Below are 22470 nucleotides of genomic sequence, written 5' to 3' on the forward strand. Positions count from 1 at the left end.
ATCTTGAATGACCTCAGCAAACGAGCTGGACCCGGACAACAACCACTGGCACTGGCTGGCCTCTGACCTGCGCATATGGCGCGTGGAGCGGAACATGACACAGGAGGCTTTGGGTGAGCTTCTCGGCGTGACCAAGTCCCATGTTTCGAACTGGGAATCGGGCCGCGAAAACATGCCCATGAAGCACGCCGAAACTTTAGATCTGGTTTGGCGCGCTCGCGGGCATTTCGCCCGACTTCGACGCTTAGCCGAGCGAACGCACGACCCGGGCTGGTGGTCCCAGTACACCCCGCTGGAGGCGAAAGCTACTCGCGTGAGTTACTGGGCACTCGCGATCATTCCCGGCCTACTCCAGACAGAGGATTACGCTCGCGCCTTGCTCGAGGATGGACAGATCATCGAGGACGTGGAGGCGGCCGTCACCGCCCGCATGGCCAGGCAAGCGATCCTCGAGCGAGAAAAGCCTCCTGAACTGCGCGTACTGCTCAACGAGGCGGCGCTAGAACAACCGGTCGGCGGGCCAGAGGTCATGCGCCAACAACTCGCCCATCTAGTGGCCCTTAGCCGCAAGCGAAACGTCATCCTCCGCAGTGTGCCCCGCAGTGTGGGAGCACATATCGGCCTGGACGGCTCCTTCACCCTCCTCAACGGAGCAAACTGGTCTGCGGCCTACATGGAGGCCAACACAGGTGGCAGACTGACGCACGACCCCACGATGCTTGACGACTTCGTAAGGCGCTACGACCTCATAGGCTCGGAAGCCTTGTCCGCGTCCGCCTCACGAGGTCATGTCGCACGGATTCTGGAGGCCATGAAGTGATCAAATGGCGGAAGGCCAGCCGGAGCAACGCGTCCGGAAACGAATGCGTGGAGGTGGCCGCTCTCCCTGAGGGGCGCGGCATCAGAGACAGCAAGGCACCCGACGCCGGACACCTCACCCTCTCCCCCAGGAGCTTCACCCAGGTCATCGCCAGTGCAAAGCGCGGAGACCTGGACGTTTAACCCTCCCGCCAGCGCGGACGGCCTCGCCCTCGACCTACCGTGAACCCCGGTCGGTTCGAAGGCGAGGCCCGTCCCGTCCCGGGGCACCACAAGCATGAGGCGGTAGCTCGTTCCCTACGCTGACAGCATCGGCGCCCAGTAGCTCATCACCTGGTGCAGGCGTCGGCGGTGGGCCGCGATCCAGTCGTCCGGGGGGACGAGCGGGACCCGCACGGTGACCATGGATCCGCCCTCGTCCTCCACGACCACCTCCGGACAGTCACGCTCTCCAGTGAGCCGGATGAAGATAGACGGCCCGCGGCTCATCTTCATCCAGGCGACGTCTTCGCCGGCGTCGAGCCGGTTCAGAGCGTCGCCCCAGCTCTCCAGCCTCGGAACGGACAGTGCCAGGTCGATCCGGCCGGAGACGAAGGGCGTCCTGACGACGATCTCGGCGTCGAGTCCGGCGGCCCACCCGGCTGCACGTCCCAGCACGTTGACCGTGACGCTGTTCCCCTCGTCATCAGCGAGGGAGATCAGCTCCTTCGGGGGACTGTCGCCCATGACTCTGCCCTTTCGTCGGCGATCGGTGACGGATCCTCGCCCGGCCGGAGGGCCCCCACGAGCTTCGCCCAGCTTGTCATCCGCGTGAAGCGCGGAGACCTGGATCTCTAACCCTCCCGACGACGCGGACGGCCTCGCCCTCGCTGAATTGGAGTGCTGTGCCTCGGGGGCGTCTGTAGGGTCGGGATCGAGGTGGGAAGGCTGGTGTGGCCTGTGGTGACTGCGGATGCGTGGGCCGTGCGCGATCTCGTTTACGAGACGTTCGCGGCGGAGGGGCGAGCGCCCTCGGTGGGTGAGCTCGCGCGCAGGACGCGGAGCACGGCGGAGGCCGTCCAGGGGATGCTGGGTGATCTGGCGGACGCGCATGCGCTGGTGCTGGCGCCGGAGGGGGACTCGGTGCGGATGGCGCATCCGTTCACGGCGGCGCCGATGGCGTTCGTGGTGACCCCGGTGGACGGGCACGACGACCGCCGGTGGTGGGGCGGGTGCGCGTGGGACTCCTTCGGCATCAGCGCCGCCCTGCGCCTGGTCGTCCGGATCGACACCGCGTGCCCGCAGTGCGGATCCCGCATCTCCTTCGAGTCCGGCCCGAAGGCCCCGCCGCCCGCCGAACTCGCCGTCCGCTTTCCGCGGCCCGCCGACCAGTGGTGGGACGACGTGGTCGCCACCTGCACGATGATCCGCATGTTCTGCGACCGCGGCCACGCCGAGCAGTGGACGGACGCCAACGCGCCCGGCAGCGGCTACACCACGGACGCCACGACCGTCTGGCGGCTGGCCGGGCCCTGGTACGGCGACCGCCTCGACCCCGGTTTCCAGCCGCACAGCCGCGAGCACAACCAGGCGCTCCTGGAGGACTGCGGCCTGACCGGCCCCTTCTGGCGCCTCCCCTGACCACAGCCGCTTGACCTCTCAGCTCCAGCGGAGCTCTCACGACACGGGCGTGGTGACGGATGGCGCCTGTGAATGCCTACCTTGAGGTCTCGCGGTTCGTCGTTGTGCGTAGGCGGAATGTCGCCCCCCACGAACAGCGGCAACGCCTCCAGCACGCCACCTAGCCCGTACGCCATGCCCGGAGCGTGCCCTCGACATAACCAACCCCTGGGCAGACCCCTGCAGAGCAATGGCGGGGCTACTGCGCGGACGACGGTACCCAGGAATGGCGCGACACCTGTACGGCAGCCGAAGCAATCGAGGGGTGCGGCCGAATCTTCCTTTTCGCGGACGGTGTGATCTGACGCCCTCCCTCGGTGGGGGCCTGGCTCGAAAAGGAGAGAACATGACGACGCGTGCCGCCCTCATGGCGCTGGCAGCGCTGCTGGCCGGTGTCCTACTCACCGGCTGCGACGACGACGACCGCTCGTGCGAGGACACCGCCGCCCGGGTGGCTGACAACCGCGGCGTCACCGGCGCCTCGCTGGTGCTGTCGGTGCCGAAGCCCCCGGCCCCGCCGCGTCCGGCGAATCCGCTGAACCCGCTCAACCCGCTGAACCCGCTGAACCCGGCGAACCCGCTGAACCCGGAGGAGTCGGGCTGCTAGCAAGGCAGCTGCCCAAAGTGATCGCCGCCTGGCAGGCGCGTGGACCACTCAGGGTGATCTCCCGGGCCCCGCGCTTTGCGCGGGGCCCGTTCACATCCAGCCGTGCGGACGTGCCGAGATAGGGACGCTCCGGCTGGTCAACGCGTATGTGGGCTCAGGCGGGTCGCCGCTGGGGCTTACGGGTGTTGAGCCCCGGTTTGGGGGTTCAGGTCTCTCGAACCCCATGTCCTGAACGCGCGGGCGACGACGAATGCGGCGGTGGCCGCTGCGGTGATCCAGATGATGATCTCCGCGGCCGTGTCGGAGCCGGTCCGCACCAGCGCCGGGACGTCCAGCCACAGCGTCTGCACCACCGCGCCGGCCGGGACCACCAGCCCGGCGAGCATCCCGATCAGCCCTTTCCGACCGATCTGCGACCCGATGGCGCCGAGCAGCGGCCCGAGGACGACGCTCGCGATCGACCACAGGACCATTTCGATGAGATGACTCGACAGTGACTCGCCTCGCAACGGGGCGTCCGCGCAGAAGTACGCCACCGATGCGGCCAGAAGCGCCAGCGCACCACGGGCCGCCCCTCTCAGCGCCGCGCGCTTGGCGCCGCGTCCGGCGGACGCGTACCAGCCCATCAGGACGGCCAGCGCGGCCCATGCCCACCCGGCGTCGAGAAGGATGCTCAGCACCTTCAGCGCCGGGGCGACGGACGTGTCCGCGAGACGGGGACCGAATGTCCCGTACTCCGACGAAAGGTCGTTGATGAGGGAGGTCCCGGCCCCGAACGCGGCCCCGGTGGCCATGGCCGCGACGGCGACCAATGACGCGGACTTTTTTGGCATGCCGTGCATTCTGCCAATCGAAGGTGTTCTCGGCCCGCGGGAAAGCTGGAGCGCCGGGCCGTCGAGGGGCCCGGCGCTCCTGGTCGTCGGGCGTAGGGGTGTCAGACGCGGGTCATGGTGGACCGGTATCCGCCGCCGCCCGGGTAGACCCATCCGCCGGTGAGGGTGGCGCCGTCCGGGCTGAAAGTGCCTTCGAAGTAGGCCGGACCGCCCTTCACACCGCCCCAGATGGTCAGTTTGTCGCCGGTCAGCTCGTAGACGTAGTCGAAGGTGTTGCCGAGCGAGTCGTAGTACCGCGACACCACGTCCTCCCCGGTCGGCTCCCCGAACGGGCGGAGATTGCCGATCACTTCGATGCCGGTGGCGGGCTCGCCGAACTGGGTGAGATCGACGTGCTGAAGCAGGAAGTATCCTCCGGGCATCCACTCGTAGCGCACGGTCCCTTCGGCGCCGCCGGTGACCTTCCAGGTGCCGACCAGACGGTCGAGGGCCTGCACTCCGGCACTCGGCCGCTCGGCCGCGTTCGCGGCGATCTCCTTCGCCGCGTTCGCGGCGATCTCCTTCGCCGCGTTCGTCGTGGGCTCGTTGGTCGTGGGCTCGTTCGTCGTGGGCTCGTTCGTCGTGGGCTCGTTCGTCGTGGGCTCGGACATCACGTTCTCCTCTGTGCGGGTCTTCGCCGGTACCTCGGAGCGGCTGGACGCTTTCGGACATGAGATGGAAGTGACGTAGGTCACTCGGCGATGGTGTCGAGATCCCCGGCCCGGCCCCGAGGTAGCGGTGAGACCCATCGATGAGGAGGAACCCATGGCCACCGCAACCGCCCCTCCGGCCCGCACCGCCCGCCGGACGTCTCGCGCGCTGGTCGCCGGCGCGCTCGCCGGGCCGCTGTTCTTCGCCTCGGCCCTCGCCCAGATGGTCATGCGGGACGGCTTCGACATCACGCGGCATCCGATCAGCCAGCTCGCCACGGGTGAGCTGGGCTGGATCCAGATCGTCACCTTCGTGCTCGCGGGCCTGGGCGGTGTCGCGCTGGCGGCCGGCCTCAGGCGCACGATCACCGAGGGGGCCGGCCGCCGGGCCCTGCCCGTCCTCGTCGCCGTCTTCGGGATCGGGCTGGTGGCCGCCGGCCTGCTGCCGATGGACGCGGAGAACGGCTTCCCTGCCGGCACCCCGGAGGGGCCGGTCGCCCAGATGTCCTGGCACGGCGTCGCACACTCGGTCGCGGCCGCCGTCGCCTTCACCGCCCTGGCCGTCGCGGCGGTCGTGATGACCGTCCGCTGCGTGCGGCGGCGGGCCGCGTGGCCGGCCGTGGTGAACGGCGCCGTCGCGCTCGTCCTGCTTGTGCCCGTGTCCCCGGAGCACATGAGCCTGCAGATAGCCCTCAACGGCCTGGTCGCGTTCACCTGGACGACCGTCGTCGCACTGCTCATGCGCCGCCGGGACATGCAACTGGGCTGACCTGGTGTTACAGCTGGAACCCGGCCCGTGCACGGACGACCCTGGGAGAATCACCATGAAGTACCTGCTGCTCAGCTACACGCCGGCCGCCGCCTGGGACGCCGCGACCGCCGGCGCTCCCTCGGAGGAGGCGCTCGCCGCGTTCGCCGAGTACCAGAAGTTCGAGCGGGAGCTGACCGGGACCGGCGAGTTCGTCACCAGCGAGGGACTCGGCCACCCGGTGGTCAGCACCACCGTCCGCAGGACGCCGGGCGGCGTGGTCGCCACCGATGGGCCGTTCGCCGAGCTCAAGGAGGTCCTGGCGAGCTTCGCCGTGATCGACGTGGCCGGACGGGAGCGCGCCGTGGAGATCGCTTCGCGGATCGTCGAGGTGCTCGGCGAGCCGATCGAGATCCGGCCGATCATGGGGGAGGAGTTCACGGCGTGAACGGCGACGTCGAGCGTCTGCTGCGCGCGGAGGCGCCGCAGGTCCTCGGCGCCCTGGTGCGGCGCTTCGGCCGCTTCGACGTCGCCGAGGACGCCGTCCAGGAGGCACTGCTGGCCGCCGGCAGGGACTGGCCCTGCCAGGGGGTGCCAGAGGACCCGCGGACCTGGCTGATCAGGATCGGCTACCGGCGGATGGTCGACCTGCTCCGCTCCGACCAGGCCCGCCGCCGGCGCGAGCACGAGGCCGCGATGACCGAGGCGGCCATGCGGGAACCGGCCCGCCAGGCCGGTCCCCCGCAGGAGGCCGATGACAGCCTCACTCTGCTGCTGCTGTGCTGCCACCCCGTGCTGAGCACCACGTCCCAGGTCGCGCTCACGCTGCGCGCGGTCGGCGGCTTGACCACCGCCGAGATCGCCCACGCCCACGGCACGACCGAGGCCACCATGGGGACGCGGATCAGCCGCGCCAAACAGCGGCTGGCCCGCGCCGGCGCCCGCTTCACTCCCCCGGCCGGAGCCGACCTGGACGCTCGGACGGCAGCCGTCATGCAGGTCCTTTACCTGATCTTCAACGAGGGCTACACGGCCACGGCGGGCCGTGAACTCGCCCGCGTCGACCTGACCCGGGAAGCGATCCGGCTGACCCGCATGCTCCACGCCTCGCTCCCCGACGACGCCGAGGTGGCGAGCCTGCTGGCGTTGATGCTGCTCACCGATTCCCGGCGCGACGCGCGCACCGGCGCCGACCGCGAACTGGTGCCGCTGGACGAGCAGGACCGCAGCCGGTGGGACCCCGACCTGATCCGGGAGGGCACCGAACTGATCGACGGCGTCTGGAACCGCGGGGCGGCGGGGCCGTACCGGCTCCAGGCGGCCATCGCGGCCGTGCACGCGGCGGCCACGTCGCCGGAGGAGACCGACTGGCCGCAGATCGCGATGCTGTACCTCTGGCTCGAACGGCTCACCCCCACCGCGCCGATCCGGCTCAGCCGCGTGGTGGCGGTCGCCCGGGCGTTCGGACCGGCCCGGGGCCTGGCCCTTCTGGACGACCTCAACAGCCGGCACCACCTGGACCGGGAGCCCCTGACCCGGCAGCGTGAACGCGCGGTGCGCGCCCATCTCCTCCAGATGACCGGCGATACCGCCACGGCGGCCGCTCTCTACCGTCAGGCGGCCGCCCTGACCGACAACGAGGTCGAGCAGCGCTACCTGCTCACCCAAGCCGACCGCCTCACGTGAGTTGGGACTGGTCGTCTCGGTGCTTTGCCAGGCGGCCTGGAAGGCGAATCTGCAACTCGACGCCGATGGCTTCCCGCATGAGAACAGGCCGCCGTTCGCCCTGCACTTCGTGCTGCTGCTCGACCGCGTCCCGCATTCCGTCTTCGCCGAGGCCGCGGCGGGTGGCGGCGACATCGACGTGACCATCGACGTCGGACGGTCGGCCGCGGCACCTCGATGAGGGCCAGCAGTATCGAGATATCGTGGTCTGTCGGTTTGACGAGTGAGGGGACGGCTGATGGCGGCGGAGTTGGGGGCGGACGAGCTGATCGAGGTGTTCAAGGCCCTCGGCAACCCGGCGCGGTTGCAGATCATGCAGTGGCTGAAGGCCCCCGAAGAGCACTTCGGCGAGTGGGAGCCGATCGCGGACCGCGAGGCGGTCGGCGTGTGCGTCACGCACATCCAGGCGAAGGCGGGGCTCGCCCAGTCGACCGTGTCCAGCTACATGAGCACGCTCGAGCGGGCCGGGCTCGTCCGGCCCACCCGGGTCGGCAAGTGGACCCACTACCGCCGGGACGAGGAGCGGCTGGCGCGGCTGGCGGAGGCGTTCGCCGTCACCGTTTGATTGACGAATCGCGATATGTCGATATGATCTCCTCATGTCGACTTCCGATGCCGCTCCCATCGCTCTGATCGTCCACGCCCACCCGGAGCCCCGCTCGTTCAGCACGGCCCAGATGGCCACCGCGGCCCAGGCCCTGCGCGGCGCCGGGTACCGCGTCGACGTCCTCGACCTCTACTCCGACGCGTGGGACCCGACCCTCTCCCGCGACGACTTCCCGTCGGTGGAGGGCCACTTCAAGCCGCAGGCCGAGCAGATGCGCGCGGTCGGGAACGGGACGCTCGACGCGACCGTCCAGGCGCACCTCGACCGCCTGCTGGCCGCCGACCTGCTCGTTCTGTCGTTCCCGATGTGGTGGTTCTCGCTGCCCGCCGTCCTCAAGGGGTGGGTGGACCGGGTCTTCGTGATGGGCGCGGTCTTCGGCGGGGACCACGGCCTCTTCGGCGAGGCGGCGCTCGCGGGCAAGCGGGCGATGCTGCTGTTCACGACCGGCGGGTCCAGGGAGTCGTTCATGCCCGGGGGCGCGTTCGGCCCGATGGACGACTTCCTGTTCCACATCCACCGCGGAATGCTGGAGTTCGTCGGCTACCGGGTCCTCGACCCCGTGGTCACCTACGGCCCGGCTCACATGACCGAAGAGGAACGGGCGGCGGCGCTGGAGGCGGTCAGAGAGTCCGTCACGCTCGTCGCCGCGGATCCCAGGTCACGCGACGTCTCCCTGGTGTGAGTCGACCGACGCGGAACCGAACCGGTAGACGCGGACCCTGCCGAACGCCGTGCCGACGTCGTGGACCTCCGCCGGCTCCGGCAGGAGCCGCATGCCTTCCGCGTAGGCGGATCGAAAGCGCCGCTCCGCCTCCGGCGGGCCGAGTTCGCCGAGGCCGTGTGGCGGATCGCGGCTGAGGCCGGGCTGGACGCCGTGACCATGAGCGCGGTCGCCGCCGAGGCGGGCACGTCGGTCGGCCGGATCCAGCACTACTTTCCGGGCAAGGACGACCTCCTGGGCGCGGCCGCGGCGACGCTGCGAGACCGGATCGACCGGCACGCACGGGACGCGCTCGGACGCGTCCCCACTGACGCGGACGCGATGGCCAGGCTCCGCGCGCTGCTGACGGCCCTCCTGCCCTTGGACGAGGAGCGCCGCACCGTGTCGCTGGTCGGCGCCGCCTTCTTCCACCACACCCTCGACCGGCTTCAGGCGTGAGGGAGGCGTGCGCGCCCGGGGGGTCTCCGCCGGAGGGCTCCGGGCGGGCGGGCGCGCACGGCTCCGGTCTCAGCGGGTGCCGAAGTTCTGGGTCCAGTAGGGCGTTCCGGACTTGAGGGCGACGCCCACGCCAATGTTCTTGAACCGGCAGTTCAGGATGTTGGCCCGGTGGCCGGAGCTGTTCATCCACGCCGACATGACGGCGGCGGCGGTCCGCTGGCCGTAGGCGATGTTCTCGCCGTAGGTGGACCAGCGATAGCCGGCGGCGGTGATCCGGTCGCCGGGGTTCCTGCCGCTGGGGTTGGTGTGGTCGAAGAAGTTGCGGGCGATCATGTCGTTCGAGTGGCCCTGCGCGGCGGCCTGGAGCCGGGAGTCGACCGTCAGGGCCCCGCAGCCGTTCTTGGCGCGCTCGGCGTTGGTCAGGGAGACGACCTGCTGGGCGAGCGTGCCACCGCCACCACCGCCGCTGCCGCCGCCGGGGGCCGTGGAGCGGGGCGCCGGCGTGGTCGGCCGCTTCTTCGGCGTCCGCTTCGTGGCGGGCTTCGCGGGCTTCTTCGCGACGGTCGAGCGCTTGGCGGTCTTGGTCGGCTTGGGTTTGGCGGGCGTCGTGTTCGTCTTGGCGGGGGGCGGTGAGGCGGGCGCGGGGGCCGCGTTGTCGGCGACCGGCCGGGAGTCGGCCGGGCCGTCGGAAGATCCGGTGACGCCGTAGGCGATCCCGGCGGTCAGGGCGACCACGCTCGCGCTCGCGCCGAGGGCCGCCCACCAGCGCCCGCTCGGACGCGGCCCCCGTCCGCGCGGATGCGGCGCCTGCCCGGTCGGATGCGGCGCCCGTCCGTAGCTCCCGCGACGCGTCCGGGGACTCCGTCTCGACCCCGTGTTGTTCCTCTCGCTCACGTAAGCCTGCCTTCATGGGTTCCAGGTGATTTGCCGGACGCCTGGGAGACCCCCGGGCTCTGGACGGATAACAGAAACCGCGTCCGAAATCTGACAGGGGGACCGCGAGGCGTGGGAACAGAGCATCGGCGCGCGTCCCCGACCCTCTGGATCTCCGGCGGTCGGAGCGCACAATGCGTGTAGGAGAGGGGCGGTGCGACGGATGGAACGTGAGCACTACGGCCGCCTTCTGCGGCTCGCCTACCTGGTCCTGGACGATGGGGACGACCCGCTCGGGCGGGCTCGTCGGGCCGTCGCCAGGGCCGTCCGCAGACGGCGCGGCGGGTACCCGGCCATGCGGGCGCGGCTCGTGCCGATCCTGCTCGACGACCCGCCCACCGGACGGCGCCCTGCGCATCGGTTCCTCTTCGAGCCCGCCCGGACTCCGCGAGGGCCGGTCCGGGCGGCCTTACTGGAGTTGCCGCCGGACGAGCGGCTCGTCTATGCGCTGCGCCGGGACGGTCTCACCGTTCCCGAAGTCGCCGCGGAGATGGGCGACCAGCACCCGGTCGGCTTCCAGGACGTGGACCGGGTCACCGCCGCCGTCGACGAGCTGACCGGCCTGGACGAGGAGGCGCAGCGGGAGGAGATCCAGGCCTTCGAGCCCGACCTTGTGCGGCTTCGCCCGCCGCTCGCCGGTGGGGCGAGATGGCGCGCCGGGCTGGCGGGCGTGCTCGTGGTGGCACTGGTGGTGGTCGCCGGGGGCCTCATCGCACGGCCGCGGAGCTCTGCCGCGCCCGGGACGGTCGCCCCGAACGCGTGGCGGGAGACCAGCACGCCGACGATCTACCAGTGGCCCGCCCAGGGCGGGCTGCTCCGCGACGAACGGCTGCTGCGGCGGGCCGCCGACGCCTGGCGGGGCGACCGCGGTGATCCGCCGGTCGGCCGGGTCGTCGTCCTGTACGCCGGGAGGTTGGACGGCGCGTCCCTGGTCATCCTGCGCGACTCGCCCGGCCTGCGGGACACGCCCAGCGTGGCGCAGTACTTCGAGCGGCGGCTGTCACGCGGTGTGGAGTCGGTCCGCAAGCTCGCGACGGACGCGGGGCAGCTCGTCATGGTGGGCATGACGTGGCGCTACCTCGTCCCGCCGTGGCTGCTGGAGGTGCGGGCCGCGGTGCCGTCCGGCCGGGCTCCGGACTGGCGGCCGGTGACGGTGCGGGACGGGCTGAGCGATCCGCTGCCGTGGGACTGGTTCACGCCGCGCTGCCAGAACTACGTGGTGTTCCAGATGGCGTTCGGGATGCGGACGGTCACGCAGTTCGTCTCGAACGACCCCCGCTCCTCGGCGCCGCGCGTGTGGTTCCGGGATCCGGCGGAGCAGGGGAGGCGGTCCGGGTGGGCGGCGCTGCACGCCGTCGCGTGCGAGGCGGCCGCGACGCTGAGCGAGTCCGGCGACCTGCGGCTCGGCCGGTTGTGGAACGGCGAGCTGCCCGACGGGGGCGGCAGGGCGACGCTGCTGACGGTGGACGCGTCCTCGCCGTGGGGCGCCCCCGGCGGCTCGATGCTGATCTCCGAGAACGGGCGCGCGATGTCGGCGAGGGGCGGGACGAACAGCGACTACACCTCCCCCGCCGGGACGACGGCCGCCGCCGTGTGGTGGCGGTCGCCGCGGCGCTGGCATCTGGTGGCCGCGGCGGGCTCCGGCGTCACGCGGCTGAAGTCGGTCGGCGAGCTTGGCTCCCACGAGAGCGAGGCGGACGGGACGCCCGCGCTCATGGTGCCCGGCCCGCGGGACGGCGGCGCGGCCCGGCTTCCGGTGGTGCGGGTCGTGGCGTACGAGACGGACGGCGACCGCACGGTCGTCAGCCCTTCATGACGGGAATGGGTCCATTACGGCCCGACAAGATCATCTTTTTGGGTGCGAATAGAGGAAACCGCATGTGGTCATGACCAGGTCAGGCCCCGGGCGCGCGGCAATTACCGTGCTCTAATCGCAGGTGCGTTTCAGTCCGATCCTGAAGGAGGAGAACGTCATGCGCACCGCATTAGGGACGGTCGCCCTGACCTTCGGCACGGTCGCGGCCCTCGCCGTGCCCGCGAACGCCGCGGCGGCGTCCCAGCTCACCGTGAGCATCGTCCCCGACGTGAGCACCAGCCCCGCCGCCAAGTCCGTGACGCTGGAGTGCGAGCCGACCGGCGGCACCCACCCGGACGCCGAGGCGGCCTGCGCCGACCTCATCAAGGCCGGCGGCGACTTCCGGAGAATCCCCCGGGTGCCGACGGCCACCTGCCCGCAGTACTACGACCCGGTCACCGCCAGCGTGGTGGGGCGGTGGCGCGGAATGCTCATCTCCACCAGCGCGCACTACTCCAACGCCCCCTGCGCGAACATCGCGACCGGCGGCCACGTCTTCCACTTCTGACCCGCCTCCTCTGACCCGCGTCCGCTCCCCGCTCCCCTCATGGGCGCACTCGCCGTCCGGGACCCGGGCCCGCTCTCCGGCGTCCCGGCCGCCGTCACCTGAGGTTCGCGGTGAGGGCGCCCTCGGCGCCGAACAATTCCTCGCGCCAGCGTTCCAGCAGGTCCGTGCTGTCGAAGTCGTCCGGATGGAAGCCGGGCTTGTTGTAGGCGCGCAGACGCCGGATCACCTCGCGTTTGAGGAACGGCGAGTGCCGGAGCTCGGCGAGGCTCCGGCGCAGGCGGCCGGGGCGGTAGGTGGCGGGGTCGCCCAGCAGCGAGATGGACGTGCCGGTGACCACGAGGAACAGGAACCCCGCGCTGATGACCCGCATCGTCCGGATCCGGGTGCGCTCGGTGCCGCCGACCTGCCGGAAGACGTCGAACGCGACGGCCTTGTGCTCGGACTCCTCCAGCGCGTGCCACAGCAGGATCGACCGGACGCTGGTGTCACCCAGCAGCCTCTGCGCCCGGGGATCGGTGAGCAGGCACTCGGCCATGGTCGCGGTGTAGTGCTCCAGCCCGGCGGTGAAGCCGAGGCGGACGATCGGCGGCAGGAAGCGGTCGGCGAGGCGCAGGTCCCGCTTGACGACGGCGGAGATCCGGTGGGTCGGGTAGCCCATCTCGCGGAGCGTCCTGTTGAGGTGGTCGTGCTCGCGCCCGTGGACGACCTCCTGCCCGATGAAGCCCTTCACCTGCGCCGCCAGGTCCGGATCGGTGACGCGGTCGCGGTAGTGCCGCACCGAGCGGACGAAGAAGTCCTCGCCCGGCGGGAACGTCGCCGACAGCAGGGCCACGAGGTGGCTCATGACGAGGTCGCCGTCGACGTAGTGGCGGCGCAGGGAGCCCTTCGGGTGGTCGAAGGCGACCCGGCGGGTCTGGATGGCGCGCTGTGTCATGCGGACCTCTCCTCGGACGGGGGACGTGTCGGGGACCGAGCAGGCGTGGTCGAGGGCTGGGCGTGGTCGGGGGATCAGGCGTGGTCGGCGGGCGAGTAGGCGTAGTCGTCCAGCGGGAACGTGCGGGCGGCGCGGGCGGCCTGCGCGGCGCTCGTCGGGCGCAGGTAGGGCGTGTCGCCATGGTGGTCGAAGTAGTAGCTGTTGGCGGTGGCGCAGCCGTTGGTCGCCCACAGCGAGCCGGCGAGGCGCTCGCGCATGCCGCTCGTCCAGCGCTCGGTCGGCTCGGGACGCACCTCCACCGAGGCCGCGCCCCGGCGCCGGGCCTCCCGGATGACGCGGACGACATGGGCCGAGGTCGTCTCCACGAGCTGGTGCCAGGTGCCGCCCACCCAGCCGTACGGGCCGAACATCATGAAGTGGTTGGGCAGCCCCGGGAGGCTGATGCCCTCGTAGGACGCGAGGCGGTTCTCCTGGTAGAACGTCGCGAGGTCGAAGCCGTCGCGGCCGCGGACCGGTGTCCGGCGGTAGACCTCGGGGTCGCTGGCCAGCCGGAACCCCGTCGCGAGGACGATCGCGTCCACGTCGCGCTCGCGGCCGTCCACCGTGCGGACGCCGGTGGCGGTGACCCGGTCGATGGCGTCGGTGACCAGCGCGACGTTCGGCCGGTTGAAGGTCCTGAGGTAGGTGTTGGAGACGGACGGGCGCTTGCAGCCGAGCCCGTAACCGGGGGTGAGCCTGCGGCGCGTGTCGGGATCCTTGACCTGCGTCCGGTACCAGAGTGCCCGGGCCAGCCGCGCGCCGCCGTGCGCGAGGTAGGGCTTCCTGCCGTGCCCGACGACCAGGTCCACGAGGACCATCTCGACGCCTCGCGTCGCCGCGCGGCGCACGGCGTCCTGGAGGCGGGGGGCGCGCCGGAACAGCCGGCGCACCGGGCGCGGGACGGGCGCGTCCAGCTTCGGGCCCACCCAGATCGGGGTGCGCTGGTAGACGTCGAGGCGCGCGGTCCGCGGCGCGATCTCCGGGACGATCTGGACGGCGCTGGCACCCGTCCCGATGACCGCGACCCGCTTGCCTGCCAGGTCGTAGCCGTGATCCCAGCCGGACGAGCGCAGCACCGTGCCCTCGAAGCCGTCGAGCCCGGGGATGCCGGGCGGCTTGGGGTCGACGAACGCGCCGATCGCGCTGACCACGAAGCGGGCCGTCACCTCCCCGGCGGGCGTGCGCAGCCGCCAGAGCGCGGCGCCCTCGTCCCAGACCCGCTCGGTGACCTCGGTGCCCAGGCGGACGCGGCGGCGCACGCCGTACCGGTCGGCGAGGCGGTCGATGTAGTCCTTGACCTCCGAGCCCGGCGCGAACACCCGGCTCCAGCGCGGGTTGAGGGCGAAGCTGAACTGGTACGCCTGCGCGGGCACGTCCACGCCGATGCCGGGGTAGACGTTGTCGCGCCACGTCCCGCCGATGTCGCCGGCGCGCTCCAGGATGACGAAGTCGTCGATGCCGGCGCGCTGGAGCGCGATCCCCATCCCGATCCCGCTGAGCCCGGCCCCGATGATCGCGACCTCCGCGTCCGGCATCACGTCCGGCGGCGCGTCCGGCATCAGGCACCTCCCGCTATTGGAGCACGTGTCGAATATAACCTTGATTGCTCCTTCGCAGGGTGTTCTTCGCCGACAGCGATCGGCTGCCACCACGGAGGGCTCCGGGACGGTCCATAACGAGAAGGACCGGCTCTCAGCGGCCGGTAAGGACCAATCAAAACTGGAGGCCCGCCATGCGCAGCAACTTCAAACTGATCGTCTGCAGTGTCCTCGGTGTCCTGGGATACGTACTGGTGCTCATCGCTTCCGGTGAGCAGTGGGTCGCCAACATCGTCATGTTGGCGATCCTCGGTCCGGGGGCGATCATCAGCTGGGTGACCATGAACCTCCGGAACCAGGGGACGGGACGGGGTCTGGGTCTGATCCCCACACTGGCCACGGCGGTGCTGCTCACCGTCGTGGTGTTCCTCATCGGGGTCGGAATCGTCATGTACCGATGACCCCTCCGTCAGCGGCCGACCAGGCCGCTGACCGAACAACGCTGCGGCCGCGGCTGCCGGGCTCGGTCCGAAGGGACCGCATGCTCGGCTGCCGCGGCCGCACGACTTGCCCAGGCGCGACATACCGCAAGTCGATGAGGGCGACGGGTGCGCACACCGCCCGCGCGGCGTGCGACATTTGCAATGATCTGCGGGTGACCGTCACGAAGCGGACCCGCGTCCGCCTGCTCGGCGCGGGGAGCGCCGCCCTCGGGTCGCTCGCCCTCGGCGCGTGCGGCTCCGCCGCCGTCCCCGGCGCGAGGCCCGCCGGAGCGCCGGCCACGGAACCGGCCGCCGCGACCCCGCCGCCCGCCGACGTGCGCCCGCCCCTGCCGCTGCGCCCGTCGCCGCCCCCACCGGCCTGCACCCCGCAGGGCATCGCCGTCTCGATGGCCGAGCCGGACGCCGCGATGGGCCTGCGCGCGGCCAGGATCGAGCTGCGCAACTGCGGGAGCCGCCCCTACCTGCTGAACGGCTACCCGTCCCTGCGCGTGCTCGACGCGAGCCGGCAGCCGTTCGACGTGGAGATCGTGCGCGGCACGCGGCAGGTGAAGGACGCCGGACCGAAGCCGCTGACGATCCGCCCGGGCCGCAAGGCCGCGTTCGTGATCGTCTGGCGCAACACGGTCACCGACGCGAACACGGTGGCGGTGGCCGGGAAGTACCTCGAGGTCCGTCCTGCGCCGGGACGGCCCGTCGTGGTCGTCCCGGCCATCGGGCCGATCGACCTCGGCACCACGGGCCGCATGGAGGAGACCGCCTGGCAGCTCCCGCGCGGCTGACTCAGCGCGGCGGCGCCTGGATCCTGCCGATGCCGAGCGTGTTCTGCGCGGGCATCAGGCCGGTCTCCAGCACCTTCACCAGGATCGGCATCGCGAGCTGCGCCAGCCGGTCGGCCTTGGCGGCGCCCAGCGTCCGCCACGGCGCGTGAGCGAGGTCGTCGGTCATCCGCTCGACGTCGTCGCGCAGCTCGCGTCCCCGGGCGGTCGCGGCGCCGTCGGCGTCGACGAGGCCGCGGGACGCGAGCCGGTCGCGGGCGGCGGCCCACTCCTCGGCGGTCCATCCGCGGCTCGCGAACGTCTCCGCGGACGCGGCCCCGACCGCGGTGAAGGAGACCAGCGCCTCGACCGGGTCGAGCCCGTGGGTGAGCAGCGCGGCCACGTGGCCGTCCCCGCGCTGCTCGCGCAGGACGCCGATCGCGTGCCACAGCGCGAGGTGCGGCTCGTCCGGCCAGGGCAGGTCGGCGTTGGCGGCGGCGATCGGGCGTCCTGCGGTGCTCGCGGCCTCGGCGGCGGCGCGGGCCAGATCGGCGGCCTCGGCGAGGTCGGGACCCGCGACGTCGCCGGCGAGGAGCGTCCGGTACATGCGGTCGACGGCGCGCGTGCGGGCCTCCAGGACGCGGCCGGGCTCCGCGACCGTCCAGGCCGCGGGGACGTGCTCGGCGACCATGCGCGGGCTGAAGCTGTAGAAGGCGGCCGACACCGCGTGCGCCCCGGCGGCGCCGAGCGGCGCGGCCCGCCACGCGAAGTAGCTGGGCCAGCGGGTCCGCACGTCGTAGCCGAGCCCCTCCGCCTCGGCGAAGACCTCCGGGGAGTACCAGAACAGGGCGTGCAGGGGTTCGAGCTGGTGCCACATCCGCCGTGCGAGGCCGGGCTCCTCCGCCATCACGCGGTCCTTTCTCTCGGAGTCACCTCCACTCTATCTTGACACTGCCTAGATTGACATCACCGAGATCGCCCCTGCCCAGCTCGGCACCGCTCGGATGCGCGCCACTCGGATGCGCGCCGCTCGGATGCGCGCCGCTCGGATGGGCACCGCTCTGCGTCGCGCCGCGTGGGGCGACGTCGCTCGGCCGGGCGGCACCCGGATCGCTCTCGCGGTTCCGCGCGGGGTCCGGCGCGCCGGGCCATCCTCGGGGCGGGGCGCTGAGCCGGGAGGGCGGCACGGGAGGCGTCCCGTCCGGCCGGGACCGCGGCGCCGGCGGCGCGTGATGCGACGAGGAGCGCGGCCTGGGCGGCAGCACCGGCGGCAGTTCGCGCGGCTCGCCGTGGTCATCGGGGGCCCTGCCGCCGGACGTCCGGACGCGGGAGGCGAGCGCGGGCCGCCGCTCGTGGCGGGGGAACGCCAGCAGCGCCAGCAGGGCCAGCCCGACGCCCGCGGCCCGGAGCCAGAACGGCCCCGCCTCGCGCGGCCACGGCTCCGCGTACAGGAGCGTGGCCGACAGCAGCAGGTGCGTCTTCGCGGTGACCGTGACGACGGTGACGATGACGGTGAGGCGGCAGCGCTGGAGGCCGATCGACAGCAGCCCGACGCCGAGCACGCCCGCGAGCAGGAACAGGTAGGGGTGCGGCGAGAGCGGCACCTCCGTCCCCCGGCCCGCGGCGAACATCATCGCCATGCCCTCGCCGAAGACCTCGGTGGCGCCGAGCAGGACGCCCGCGCCGAGCCCGTAGGCGATGCCCGTGAGCGGCCGCGCGTGCCGGCCTCCCACCGGCCGGTCGCGCAGGCTGAACATCCACAGGGGGAGGGCCAGCGAGGGCACGCAGACCAGGGCGGCCTTCCACAGGGGCAGCGAGGCGGCGGCCGCGCCGACGCGGTCCGGCGCCTCTGCGCCGTGGCCCGGCAGCACCGACAGCGCCGCGGTGACCATCGCGGCGACCGTGATGAGGACGGCGAGCCACTCGCGCGAGGTGGGCCGCTCGCCGAACCCGCTCATCCCGACGGCCAGCAGCAGGACGAGCCCGAGCCCGTAGGCCGGCAGCGTCGCCGCGACGGGCAGGGCGACCAGCGCGGTGGCCGAGAGTCCGAAGCCCGCCATCAGCACCAGGAGCCCGGCGAGCCAGCGCGGGCTCCGCACGAGTTGTCCGGCGGCGTGCAGGGGGTGCCGGCCCGAGAGCGGGCTCATCCGCCCCGCGGCCGTCTTGAAGAGGACGTAAGCGACGATGTAGACGGCCTGCGCTGCGCAGGCGAGGAAGACCGCGTGCATGGGCGAACCTCCAGGGGTGGATCCTCAGGCTGACATGGGGGAGGCGCCCGGTGATCCTCCCTGGAGGACGGAGAAGTTCCGGGTTTTGTACGCCCAGGTGAGTAGTGCCCAACGCGACGGAGATGTTTTTCGGGATGTGGGGCTGGAGCGGTGACTCCTGCCGTAGGCTCCGCCACCTAAGGTCGCCTGTCCCGGAGAGGCCAAGATCGATGTGTCCATTGCGTTGCCCGGTCACTAAGCGCAGGTGAATGATTGCTGTGCGCTTCCTTAACCGAGTTGGTGATGCAGTGACCGAGGGGATGGAACGGCTCGGTGAACCGATCGGCTTCACCGGGGAGGGCGACGGCGGCCGGCGGGCCCGCCGCGCCGTCCGCGAGCGCGCCGCGAAGGTCCTCGCGGACGAGGCGCTCCTCGACGACGTCGAGCTGATGACCGCCGAGGGCGTCGCCAACGCCATCCTGCACGGCTCCGGGCTCATCGGCGTGACGATCGCGACCGACGGCAGGCGGCTCCGCGTCGAGGTGTCCGACGACGGCCCCGCCCTGGCCGACCCCGACGAGCCGCCCCGCCTCGACCACGGCCGCGGCCTCACCGTCATCGACGCGCTCGCCGACGAGTGGGCCCTGGAGCAGTCCCCTCGCCGCACCCGCCTCTGGTTCGTCATCGACGCCCGCCGCCCCGCCGCCGACGTATGACCCGCCTCGCGCCCTGACCCCCGCCCCGTCCGCCACCGAGGTGACCTCGCAAGGTGACTTCTGCCGCCGTCCGCGCGCCCACCGGCTGACACGTGACGCAGTACGGGCGGTGGTGGGGGTGTGGGTTGGCTGGTCTTGGGCGTCAGGGGTGGAGGGCTCGGCGGAGGACCTTGCCGGTGGGGTTGCGGGGTAGGGCGTCCAGGAAGTGGACGTCGCGCGGTACCGCGAAGCGGGCCAGGTGGTCGCGGACGTGGGCGCGGACGGCGTCGGCGTCCAGGGTCTCGCCCTCGCGCAGCACGACGTAGGCGGCGGCGCGCTGCCCGAACTCCTCGTCCGGGACGCCGACCACCGCGACCTCCCGCACCTGCGGCAGCTTCTCCAGGACCTCCTCGATCGCGCCGGGGAAGACGTTCTCCCCACCCGAGACGATCATGTCGTCGTCGCGGCCGTGCACGAACAGGCGGCCCGCCTCGTCGAGGTGGCCGAGGTCGCCGAGGCTCATCAGGCCGTCCCGCATCTCCTTGGTGCCGCCGCCGGTGTAGCCGGCGAACAGCAGCTCGTTCGCGGCGAAGATCCGTCCCGTGGTGCCGGGCGGGACGGGGTCGCCCGCCTCGTCCAGGATCGCGACCCGCGTCCCCGGCGGCGGCGTGCCGGCGGTGTCGGGGCGGGCGCGCAGGTCGGCGGGCGTGGCGACGGTCACCCAGGACGCCTCCGTCGACCCGTAGAGGTTGTAGAGGACGTCTCCGAACTCGTCCATGAAAGCGGTGGCGAGCGTCGCGGGCAGCGCGGAGCCGCTGACCGCCGCGATCCGCAGCGAGGACGTGTCGTGCTCGCTGCGGGCTGCCTCCGGAACGTCGAGGACGCGTTGCAACATCACCGGGACGGCGACCAGCGCGGTCGTGCGGGTGAGGTCGATCGTGCGGAGCGTCTGCTCCGGGTCGAACCGGGCCCGCAGGACGATCGTGGCGCGCAGCGAGATGGCGACCTGGAGCATCGCGTAGCCCCAGGTGTGGAACAGCGGCGCCTCGATGAACATCCGCTCGTGCACCCGGTAGGGGATGCGGGACAGGATCGACGTCAGCGGCGACAGCCCCGGACGCGAGTGCCGGTCGGCGCCCTTGGGGAGGCCGGTCGTGCCGGAGCTGAGCACGATCGTCCGGCCCGCCCTGGGCGGGGGCCCGATCGGGGCGGCGGGCGCGGTGACGATGAGGTTCTCCAGCTCGGAGGCCGTCCCACCGGCGGTGATGACGCGCACGGTCTTCGGGACCGCCGCGATGAAGCCGGTGAACTCCGCGTCGGCGATCACCACGTCGGTCTCATGCTGCCGCAGCACCGCCGCGAGCTGCTCGGTGCTCATGCCGGTGTTCAGCAGGACGAGGTCGGAGCCGCGCTTGCTGCACGCGACGAGCGCCTCCACCATGCCGCGGTGGTTGCGGCACAGGACGGCGACGCGGGGGGCCGCCCCGGACGCGGAGTCATCGAGGGCGGCGGCGAGCCGGTCGGTGCGGGCGTCGACCTCGCCGTAGGTCAGCTCCCCGGCGTCGTCGACGATCGCGACGGCGCCGGGGTCGCGGGCGGCGGCGGAGGCGAGCGTCCCGCCGAGCAGGGTGCCCCAGCGGCGCAGGGCACCGAGCTGGCGGGCGACCTTCAGCGGCGGCCCGGGGCGCCACAGCCCGCTGCGGGCGAACATGCCGCCCGCCCGCGCGGCCGAGACCACCCGCGAGACCGGCGCGGCCCGCGGGACCGGCGCCGTGCCGGGCGACACCGTGCGGCGTCCGAGCTCCGATGGTCCGCTCATCTGCCGCCTCCGGGGTACGGGGTTCGGATAGACCGACCGTACGTACGGAGCTCTCCGTCTTCTCCTGAGTTGACCCAGCTCTTCGGCCGGGCTTTTGTCAGGAACCTGACAATGCGCGGCCCTCCGCGGCGGCCACGGGGACGTCCCGCTCCGCCGGTCGCGGCGGGTCCGCGAGGTCGAGGCTGTCGCGCAGGGTCACGGGCTTGAGGAACGCCGCCGCGACGATGCCGACGACCGCGATGCCCGCCGAGATCAGGAAGATGTGGCCGGTAGCGTCGCCGTAGGCGGCCCGGACGACCTCCTGGACGGGCGCGGGCAGCGCGGCGATGTCGAGCGTGCCGGCGTCGCCGCCGCCCGAGCCCGGGTTCACCCCGAGCCCGCGCAGCCCGTCGGCGATCCGGTCCGCGACCTGGTTGGCCAGGACCGCGCCGAGCACCGAGACGCCGACCGTCCCGCCGAGGGACCGGAAGAACGTGACGGTCCCGCTCGCGGCGCCGATCTCGTGCAGGCGCACCGAGTTCTGCACGACGAGGACGAGGTTCTGCATCGTCATGCCGACCCCGGCGCCGACCAGGAACATCGCGGCGCCGATGAAGACGAGCGAGGTCTGGTGGTCGATGGTGGCCAGCAGGCCGAACCCGGCGGTCAGCACGACCGTCCCGGCGAGGATGTAGGGCTTCACCTTGCCGGTCCTGCTGGCGAGGCGCCCGGCCACGGTGGACGCCCCGAACACGCCGAGCATCATCGGGAAGGTGAGCAGGCCCGCCTTGGTCGGGCTGTAGCCGCGCCCGATCTGGAAGTACTGGCCGAGGAAGACGGCGCCGCCGAACATCGCCATGCCGACGGCGAGGCTGGCCGTGATCGCGAGCGCGGTGTTGCGGCGCGCCACGATGTCCAGCGGGACGATCGGCTCCGCCGCGCGGGCCTCGACCAGCACCGCGACCGCGAGCAGCACGACGCCGGAGCCGGCCATCGCGGCTGTCTGCCATGACAGCCAGGCGAAGTTCTCGCCGACGAACGTGACCCAGATCAGCAGCACGCTGACCCCCGCCGCGATCAGCGTCGCGCCCAGGTAGTCGATCCTGACGTCCGGCCGCCGGACGTGCGGGATCCGCAGGGTCTTCTGCAGCAGCGCGAAGGCCACGACCGCGAACGGCACGCCGATGAAGAAGCACCAGCGCCAGCCGAGCGCGGAGTCGACGATGAGCCCGCCGAGCAGCGGCCCGCTGACCGTGGCGACGGCCATCACGCCGCCCAGGTAGCCGTAGTAGCGGCCGCGGTCCCGGGGGCTGATCATCGCCGCCATGATGATCTGGACGAGGATCTGGAGCGCGCCGACGCCGAGGCCCTGCACCGCGCGGAACGCGATGAGCTGCGCGGTGCTCTGCGCGAATCCCGACGCCACCGACGCCAGGACGAAGATGGTGACGCCCGCCTGGAGCAGCACCTTCTTGTCGTAGAGGTCGGCCAGCTTGCCCCAGATCGGGGTGCTGGCGGTGGAGACCAGCAGCGTCGCCGTGACGACCCACGTGTACTGCGACTGGCTGCCCCTGAGCGCACCGATGATCTGCGGCAGGGCGGTGGACACGACGGTGCTGCTCAGCATCGCCACGAACAGCACCAGCAGCAGGCCGCTGAGCGCTTCGAGGATCTGGCGGTGCGACATCGGAGCCGGCCTCGCTGGGGCCTGCTCGGTCAAGGCCTGATCACTCAAGGAATCGCCTCCGGGTGAGGTCTGTGTGTGCGGTGGGAACGAGGTGACCAACCCTCGCGGCGACCCGCTTTATTCCCACTGCGCAAATTTTCGCGGTGGGCATGTTTTTGCCCGCTAGGCTGGG

At 72.0% G+C, this 22470-nt stretch carries 26 protein-coding genes; 16 read left to right on the top strand and 10 right to left on the bottom strand.

Annotation, left to right across the window (positions count from 1 at the left end; genetic code table 11):
• Positions 1-7 precede the first annotated feature (7 nt).
• Both FKD65_RS21530 and FKD65_RS21535 read left to right on the top strand, forming a co-directional pair.
• Positions 8-820: a helix-turn-helix transcriptional regulator gene (locus FKD65_RS21530; protein ID WP_141579195.1), complete on the top strand. Its 813-nt coding sequence runs from the start codon at positions 8-10 to the stop codon at positions 818-820.
• A complete protein-coding gene (locus FKD65_RS21535) occupies positions 817-1002 on the top strand; it encodes a DUF397 domain-containing protein (RefSeq protein ID WP_141579196.1) in 186 nt (61 codons plus the stop codon). Before FKD65_RS21530 ends, FKD65_RS21535 begins: the two co-directional genes overlap by 4 nt.
• 114 nt (positions 1003-1116) lie before the next feature.
• Here FKD65_RS21535 and FKD65_RS21540 read toward each other — a convergent pair whose 3' ends face one another.
• A complete protein-coding gene (locus FKD65_RS21540; RefSeq protein ID WP_141579197.1) occupies positions 1117-1545 on the bottom strand; it encodes a DUF5959 family protein in 429 nt (142 codons plus the stop codon).
• A 237-nt stretch (positions 1546-1782) separates the two neighbouring features.
• Between FKD65_RS21540 and FKD65_RS21545 the strand changes: the two genes are divergently transcribed.
• Entirely contained in the window at positions 1783-2439 is a 657-nt protein-coding gene (locus FKD65_RS21545) for an alkylmercury lyase family protein (RefSeq protein ID WP_240810271.1), read from the top strand.
• A 385-nt stretch (positions 2440-2824) separates the two neighbouring features.
• Positions 2825-3085, top strand: coding sequence for a hypothetical protein (locus FKD65_RS21550; RefSeq protein ID WP_141579199.1), 261 nt, complete (start codon positions 2825-2827; stop codon positions 3083-3085).
• A gap of 176 nt (positions 3086-3261) precedes the next feature.
• On the opposite strand, the gene FKD65_RS21555 is transcribed toward FKD65_RS21550, so the two are convergent.
• Together FKD65_RS21555 and FKD65_RS21560 are read right to left on the bottom strand one after the other, a co-directional pair.
• Positions 3262-3918, bottom strand: coding sequence for a hypothetical protein (locus FKD65_RS21555; protein WP_141579200.1), 657 nt, complete (start codon positions 3916-3918; stop codon positions 3262-3264).
• 101 nt (positions 3919-4019) lie between these two features.
• The gene (locus tag FKD65_RS21560; RefSeq protein WP_240810272.1) at positions 4020-4568 is read right to left on the bottom strand and encodes a hypothetical protein; all 549 of its coding nucleotides are present in this window, start codon (positions 4566-4568) and stop codon (positions 4020-4022) included.
• A gap of 154 nt (positions 4569-4722) precedes the next feature.
• Between FKD65_RS21560 and FKD65_RS21565 the strand changes: the two genes are divergently transcribed.
• The 7 genes from FKD65_RS21565 to FKD65_RS21595 all read left to right on the top strand — a co-directional run bounded on the left by FKD65_RS21565 (position 4723) and on the right by FKD65_RS21595 (position 8846).
• A complete protein-coding gene (locus FKD65_RS21565; protein WP_141579201.1) occupies positions 4723-5376 on the top strand; it encodes a DUF998 domain-containing protein in 654 nt (217 codons plus the stop codon).
• Positions 5377-5431: 55 nt separating this feature from the next.
• Positions 5432-5803: a YciI family protein gene (locus FKD65_RS21570; RefSeq protein ID WP_141579202.1), complete on the top strand. Its 372-nt coding sequence runs from the start codon at positions 5432-5434 to the stop codon at positions 5801-5803.
• A complete protein-coding gene (locus FKD65_RS21575; protein WP_141579203.1) occupies positions 5800-7041 on the top strand; it encodes an RNA polymerase sigma factor in 1242 nt (413 codons plus the stop codon). Before FKD65_RS21570 ends, FKD65_RS21575 begins: the two co-directional genes overlap by 4 nt.
• A gap of 1 nt (position 7042) precedes the next feature.
• A complete protein-coding gene (locus FKD65_RS21580; protein ID WP_141579204.1) occupies positions 7043-7261 on the top strand; it encodes a hypothetical protein in 219 nt (72 codons plus the stop codon).
• 57 nt (positions 7262-7318) lie between these two features.
• A complete protein-coding gene (locus FKD65_RS21585; protein WP_141579205.1) occupies positions 7319-7645 on the top strand; it encodes a helix-turn-helix transcriptional regulator in 327 nt (108 codons plus the stop codon).
• 34 nt (positions 7646-7679) lie between these two features.
• Positions 7680-8369 (top strand): NAD(P)H-dependent oxidoreductase, encoded by a 690-nt coding sequence (locus tag FKD65_RS21590; RefSeq protein ID WP_141579206.1) that lies wholly within the window; start codon positions 7680-7682, stop codon positions 8367-8369.
• Positions 8370-8525: 156 nt separating this feature from the next.
• Entirely contained in the window at positions 8526-8846 is a 321-nt protein-coding gene (locus FKD65_RS21595; RefSeq protein WP_141579207.1) for a TetR/AcrR family transcriptional regulator, read from the top strand.
• A gap of 69 nt (positions 8847-8915) precedes the next feature.
• Here the strand turns inward: FKD65_RS21595 and FKD65_RS45625 are convergent, their stop codons facing one another.
• Positions 8916-9581: a CAP domain-containing protein gene (locus tag FKD65_RS45625; RefSeq protein ID WP_240810273.1), complete on the bottom strand. Its 666-nt coding sequence runs from the start codon at positions 9579-9581 to the stop codon at positions 8916-8918.
• A gap of 361 nt (positions 9582-9942) precedes the next feature.
• On the opposite strand from FKD65_RS45625, the gene FKD65_RS21605 reads away from it, so the two are divergent.
• Complete coding sequence (locus tag FKD65_RS21605; protein WP_141579209.1) at positions 9943-11595, top strand: sigma-70 region 4 domain-containing protein; 1653 nt, start codon at positions 9943-9945, stop codon at positions 11593-11595.
• A 157-nt stretch (positions 11596-11752) separates the two neighbouring features.
• The gene (locus FKD65_RS21610; RefSeq protein WP_141579210.1) at positions 11753-12142 is read left to right on the top strand and encodes an SSI family serine proteinase inhibitor; all 390 of its coding nucleotides are present in this window, start codon (positions 11753-11755) and stop codon (positions 12140-12142) included.
• 94 nt (positions 12143-12236) lie between these two features.
• On the opposite strand, the gene FKD65_RS21615 is transcribed toward FKD65_RS21610, so the two are convergent.
• Positions 12237-13076 (bottom strand): metal-dependent hydrolase, encoded by an 840-nt coding sequence (locus FKD65_RS21615; RefSeq protein ID WP_141579211.1) that lies wholly within the window; start codon positions 13074-13076, stop codon positions 12237-12239.
• 74 nt (positions 13077-13150) lie between these two features.
• The gene (locus tag FKD65_RS21620) at positions 13151-14674 is read right to left on the bottom strand and encodes an NAD(P)/FAD-dependent oxidoreductase (protein ID WP_141579212.1); all 1524 of its coding nucleotides are present in this window, start codon (positions 14672-14674) and stop codon (positions 13151-13153) included.
• A gap of 173 nt (positions 14675-14847) precedes the next feature.
• Here FKD65_RS21620 and FKD65_RS21625 point away from each other — a divergent pair, with 173 nt between their 5' ends.
• Together FKD65_RS21625 and FKD65_RS21630 are read left to right on the top strand one after the other, a co-directional pair.
• The gene (locus FKD65_RS21625; protein ID WP_141579213.1) at positions 14848-15114 is read left to right on the top strand and encodes a hypothetical protein; all 267 of its coding nucleotides are present in this window, start codon (positions 14848-14850) and stop codon (positions 15112-15114) included.
• Positions 15115-15308: 194 nt separating this feature from the next.
• Positions 15309-15935 (top strand): DUF4232 domain-containing protein, encoded by a 627-nt coding sequence (locus tag FKD65_RS21630; protein ID WP_141579214.1) that lies wholly within the window; start codon positions 15309-15311, stop codon positions 15933-15935.
• Between the two features lies 1 nt (position 15936).
• On the opposite strand, the gene FKD65_RS21635 is transcribed toward FKD65_RS21630, so the two are convergent.
• Together FKD65_RS21635 and FKD65_RS21640 are read right to left on the bottom strand one after the other, a co-directional pair.
• Positions 15937-16818, bottom strand: a complete 882-nt coding sequence (locus FKD65_RS21635; RefSeq protein ID WP_141579215.1) for a hypothetical protein — start codon at positions 16816-16818, stop codon at positions 15937-15939.
• Positions 16819-16840: 22 nt separating this feature from the next.
• Positions 16841-18139, bottom strand: a complete 1299-nt coding sequence (locus tag FKD65_RS21640; protein WP_141579216.1) for a hypothetical protein — start codon at positions 18137-18139, stop codon at positions 16841-16843.
• Between the two features lie 287 nt (positions 18140-18426).
• On the opposite strand from FKD65_RS21640, the gene FKD65_RS21645 reads away from it, so the two are divergent.
• Positions 18427-18834, top strand: a complete 408-nt coding sequence (locus FKD65_RS21645) for an ATP-binding protein (protein ID WP_240810274.1) — start codon at positions 18427-18429, stop codon at positions 18832-18834.
• Positions 18835-18976: 142 nt separating this feature from the next.
• Here FKD65_RS21645 and FKD65_RS21650 read toward each other — a convergent pair whose 3' ends face one another.
• Both FKD65_RS21650 and FKD65_RS21655 read right to left on the bottom strand, forming a co-directional pair.
• Entirely contained in the window at positions 18977-20632 is a 1656-nt protein-coding gene (locus tag FKD65_RS21650; RefSeq protein ID WP_205718760.1) for an AMP-binding protein, read from the bottom strand.
• 97 nt (positions 20633-20729) lie between these two features.
• Entirely contained in the window at positions 20730-22298 is a 1569-nt protein-coding gene (locus FKD65_RS21655) for an MDR family MFS transporter (protein ID WP_141579217.1), read from the bottom strand.
• Positions 22299-22470 lie beyond the last annotated feature (172 nt).

It is taken from the genome of Actinomadura sp. WMMA1423 (assembly GCF_006547145.1).
GTDB lineage: Bacteria > Actinomycetota > Actinomycetes > Streptosporangiales > Streptosporangiaceae > Spirillospora.

Bases quoted from the DNA above. Each gene is read 5' to 3' on its own strand.
- FKD65_RS21530 (WP_141579195.1), top strand. From the start codon at position 8: ATGACCTCAGCAAACGAGCTGGACCCGGACAACAACCACTGGCACTGG.
- FKD65_RS21540 (WP_141579197.1), bottom strand. From the start codon at position 1,545: ATGGGCGACAGTCCCCCGAAGGAGCTGATCTCCCTCGCTGATGACGAG.
- FKD65_RS21550 (WP_141579199.1), top strand. From the start codon at position 2,825: ATGACGACGCGTGCCGCCCTCATGGCGCTGGCAGCGCTGCTGGCCGGT.
- FKD65_RS21555 (WP_141579200.1), bottom strand. From the start codon at position 3,918: ATGCCAAAAAAGTCCGCGTCATTGGTCGCCGTCGCGGCCATGGCCACC.
- FKD65_RS21560 (WP_240810272.1), bottom strand. From the start codon at position 4,568: ATGTCCGAGCCCACGACGAACGAGCCCACGACGAACGAGCCCACGACG.
- FKD65_RS21565 (WP_141579201.1), top strand. From the start codon at position 4,723: ATGGCCACCGCAACCGCCCCTCCGGCCCGCACCGCCCGCCGGACGTCT.
- FKD65_RS21570 (WP_141579202.1), top strand. From the start codon at position 5,432: ATGAAGTACCTGCTGCTCAGCTACACGCCGGCCGCCGCCTGGGACGCC.
- FKD65_RS21585 (WP_141579205.1), top strand. From the start codon at position 7,319: ATGGCGGCGGAGTTGGGGGCGGACGAGCTGATCGAGGTGTTCAAGGCC.
- FKD65_RS21590 (WP_141579206.1), top strand. From the start codon at position 7,680: ATGTCGACTTCCGATGCCGCTCCCATCGCTCTGATCGTCCACGCCCAC.
- FKD65_RS21605 (WP_141579209.1), top strand. From the start codon at position 9,943: ATGGAACGTGAGCACTACGGCCGCCTTCTGCGGCTCGCCTACCTGGTC.
- FKD65_RS21610 (WP_141579210.1), top strand. From the start codon at position 11,753: ATGCGCACCGCATTAGGGACGGTCGCCCTGACCTTCGGCACGGTCGCG.
- FKD65_RS21615 (WP_141579211.1), bottom strand. From the start codon at position 13,076: ATGACACAGCGCGCCATCCAGACCCGCCGGGTCGCCTTCGACCACCCG.
- FKD65_RS21620 (WP_141579212.1), bottom strand. From the start codon at position 14,674: ATGCCGGACGCGCCGCCGGACGTGATGCCGGACGCGGAGGTCGCGATC.
- FKD65_RS21625 (WP_141579213.1), top strand. From the start codon at position 14,848: ATGCGCAGCAACTTCAAACTGATCGTCTGCAGTGTCCTCGGTGTCCTG.
- FKD65_RS21635 (WP_141579215.1), bottom strand. From the start codon at position 16,818: ATGGCGGAGGAGCCCGGCCTCGCACGGCGGATGTGGCACCAGCTCGAA.
- FKD65_RS21640 (WP_141579216.1), bottom strand. From the start codon at position 18,139: ATGCACGCGGTCTTCCTCGCCTGCGCAGCGCAGGCCGTCTACATCGTC.
- FKD65_RS21650 (WP_205718760.1), bottom strand. From the start codon at position 20,632: ATGAGCGGACCATCGGAGCTCGGACGCCGCACGGTGTCGCCCGGCACG.
- FKD65_RS21655 (WP_141579217.1), bottom strand. From the start codon at position 22,298: ATGTCGCACCGCCAGATCCTCGAAGCGCTCAGCGGCCTGCTGCTGGTG.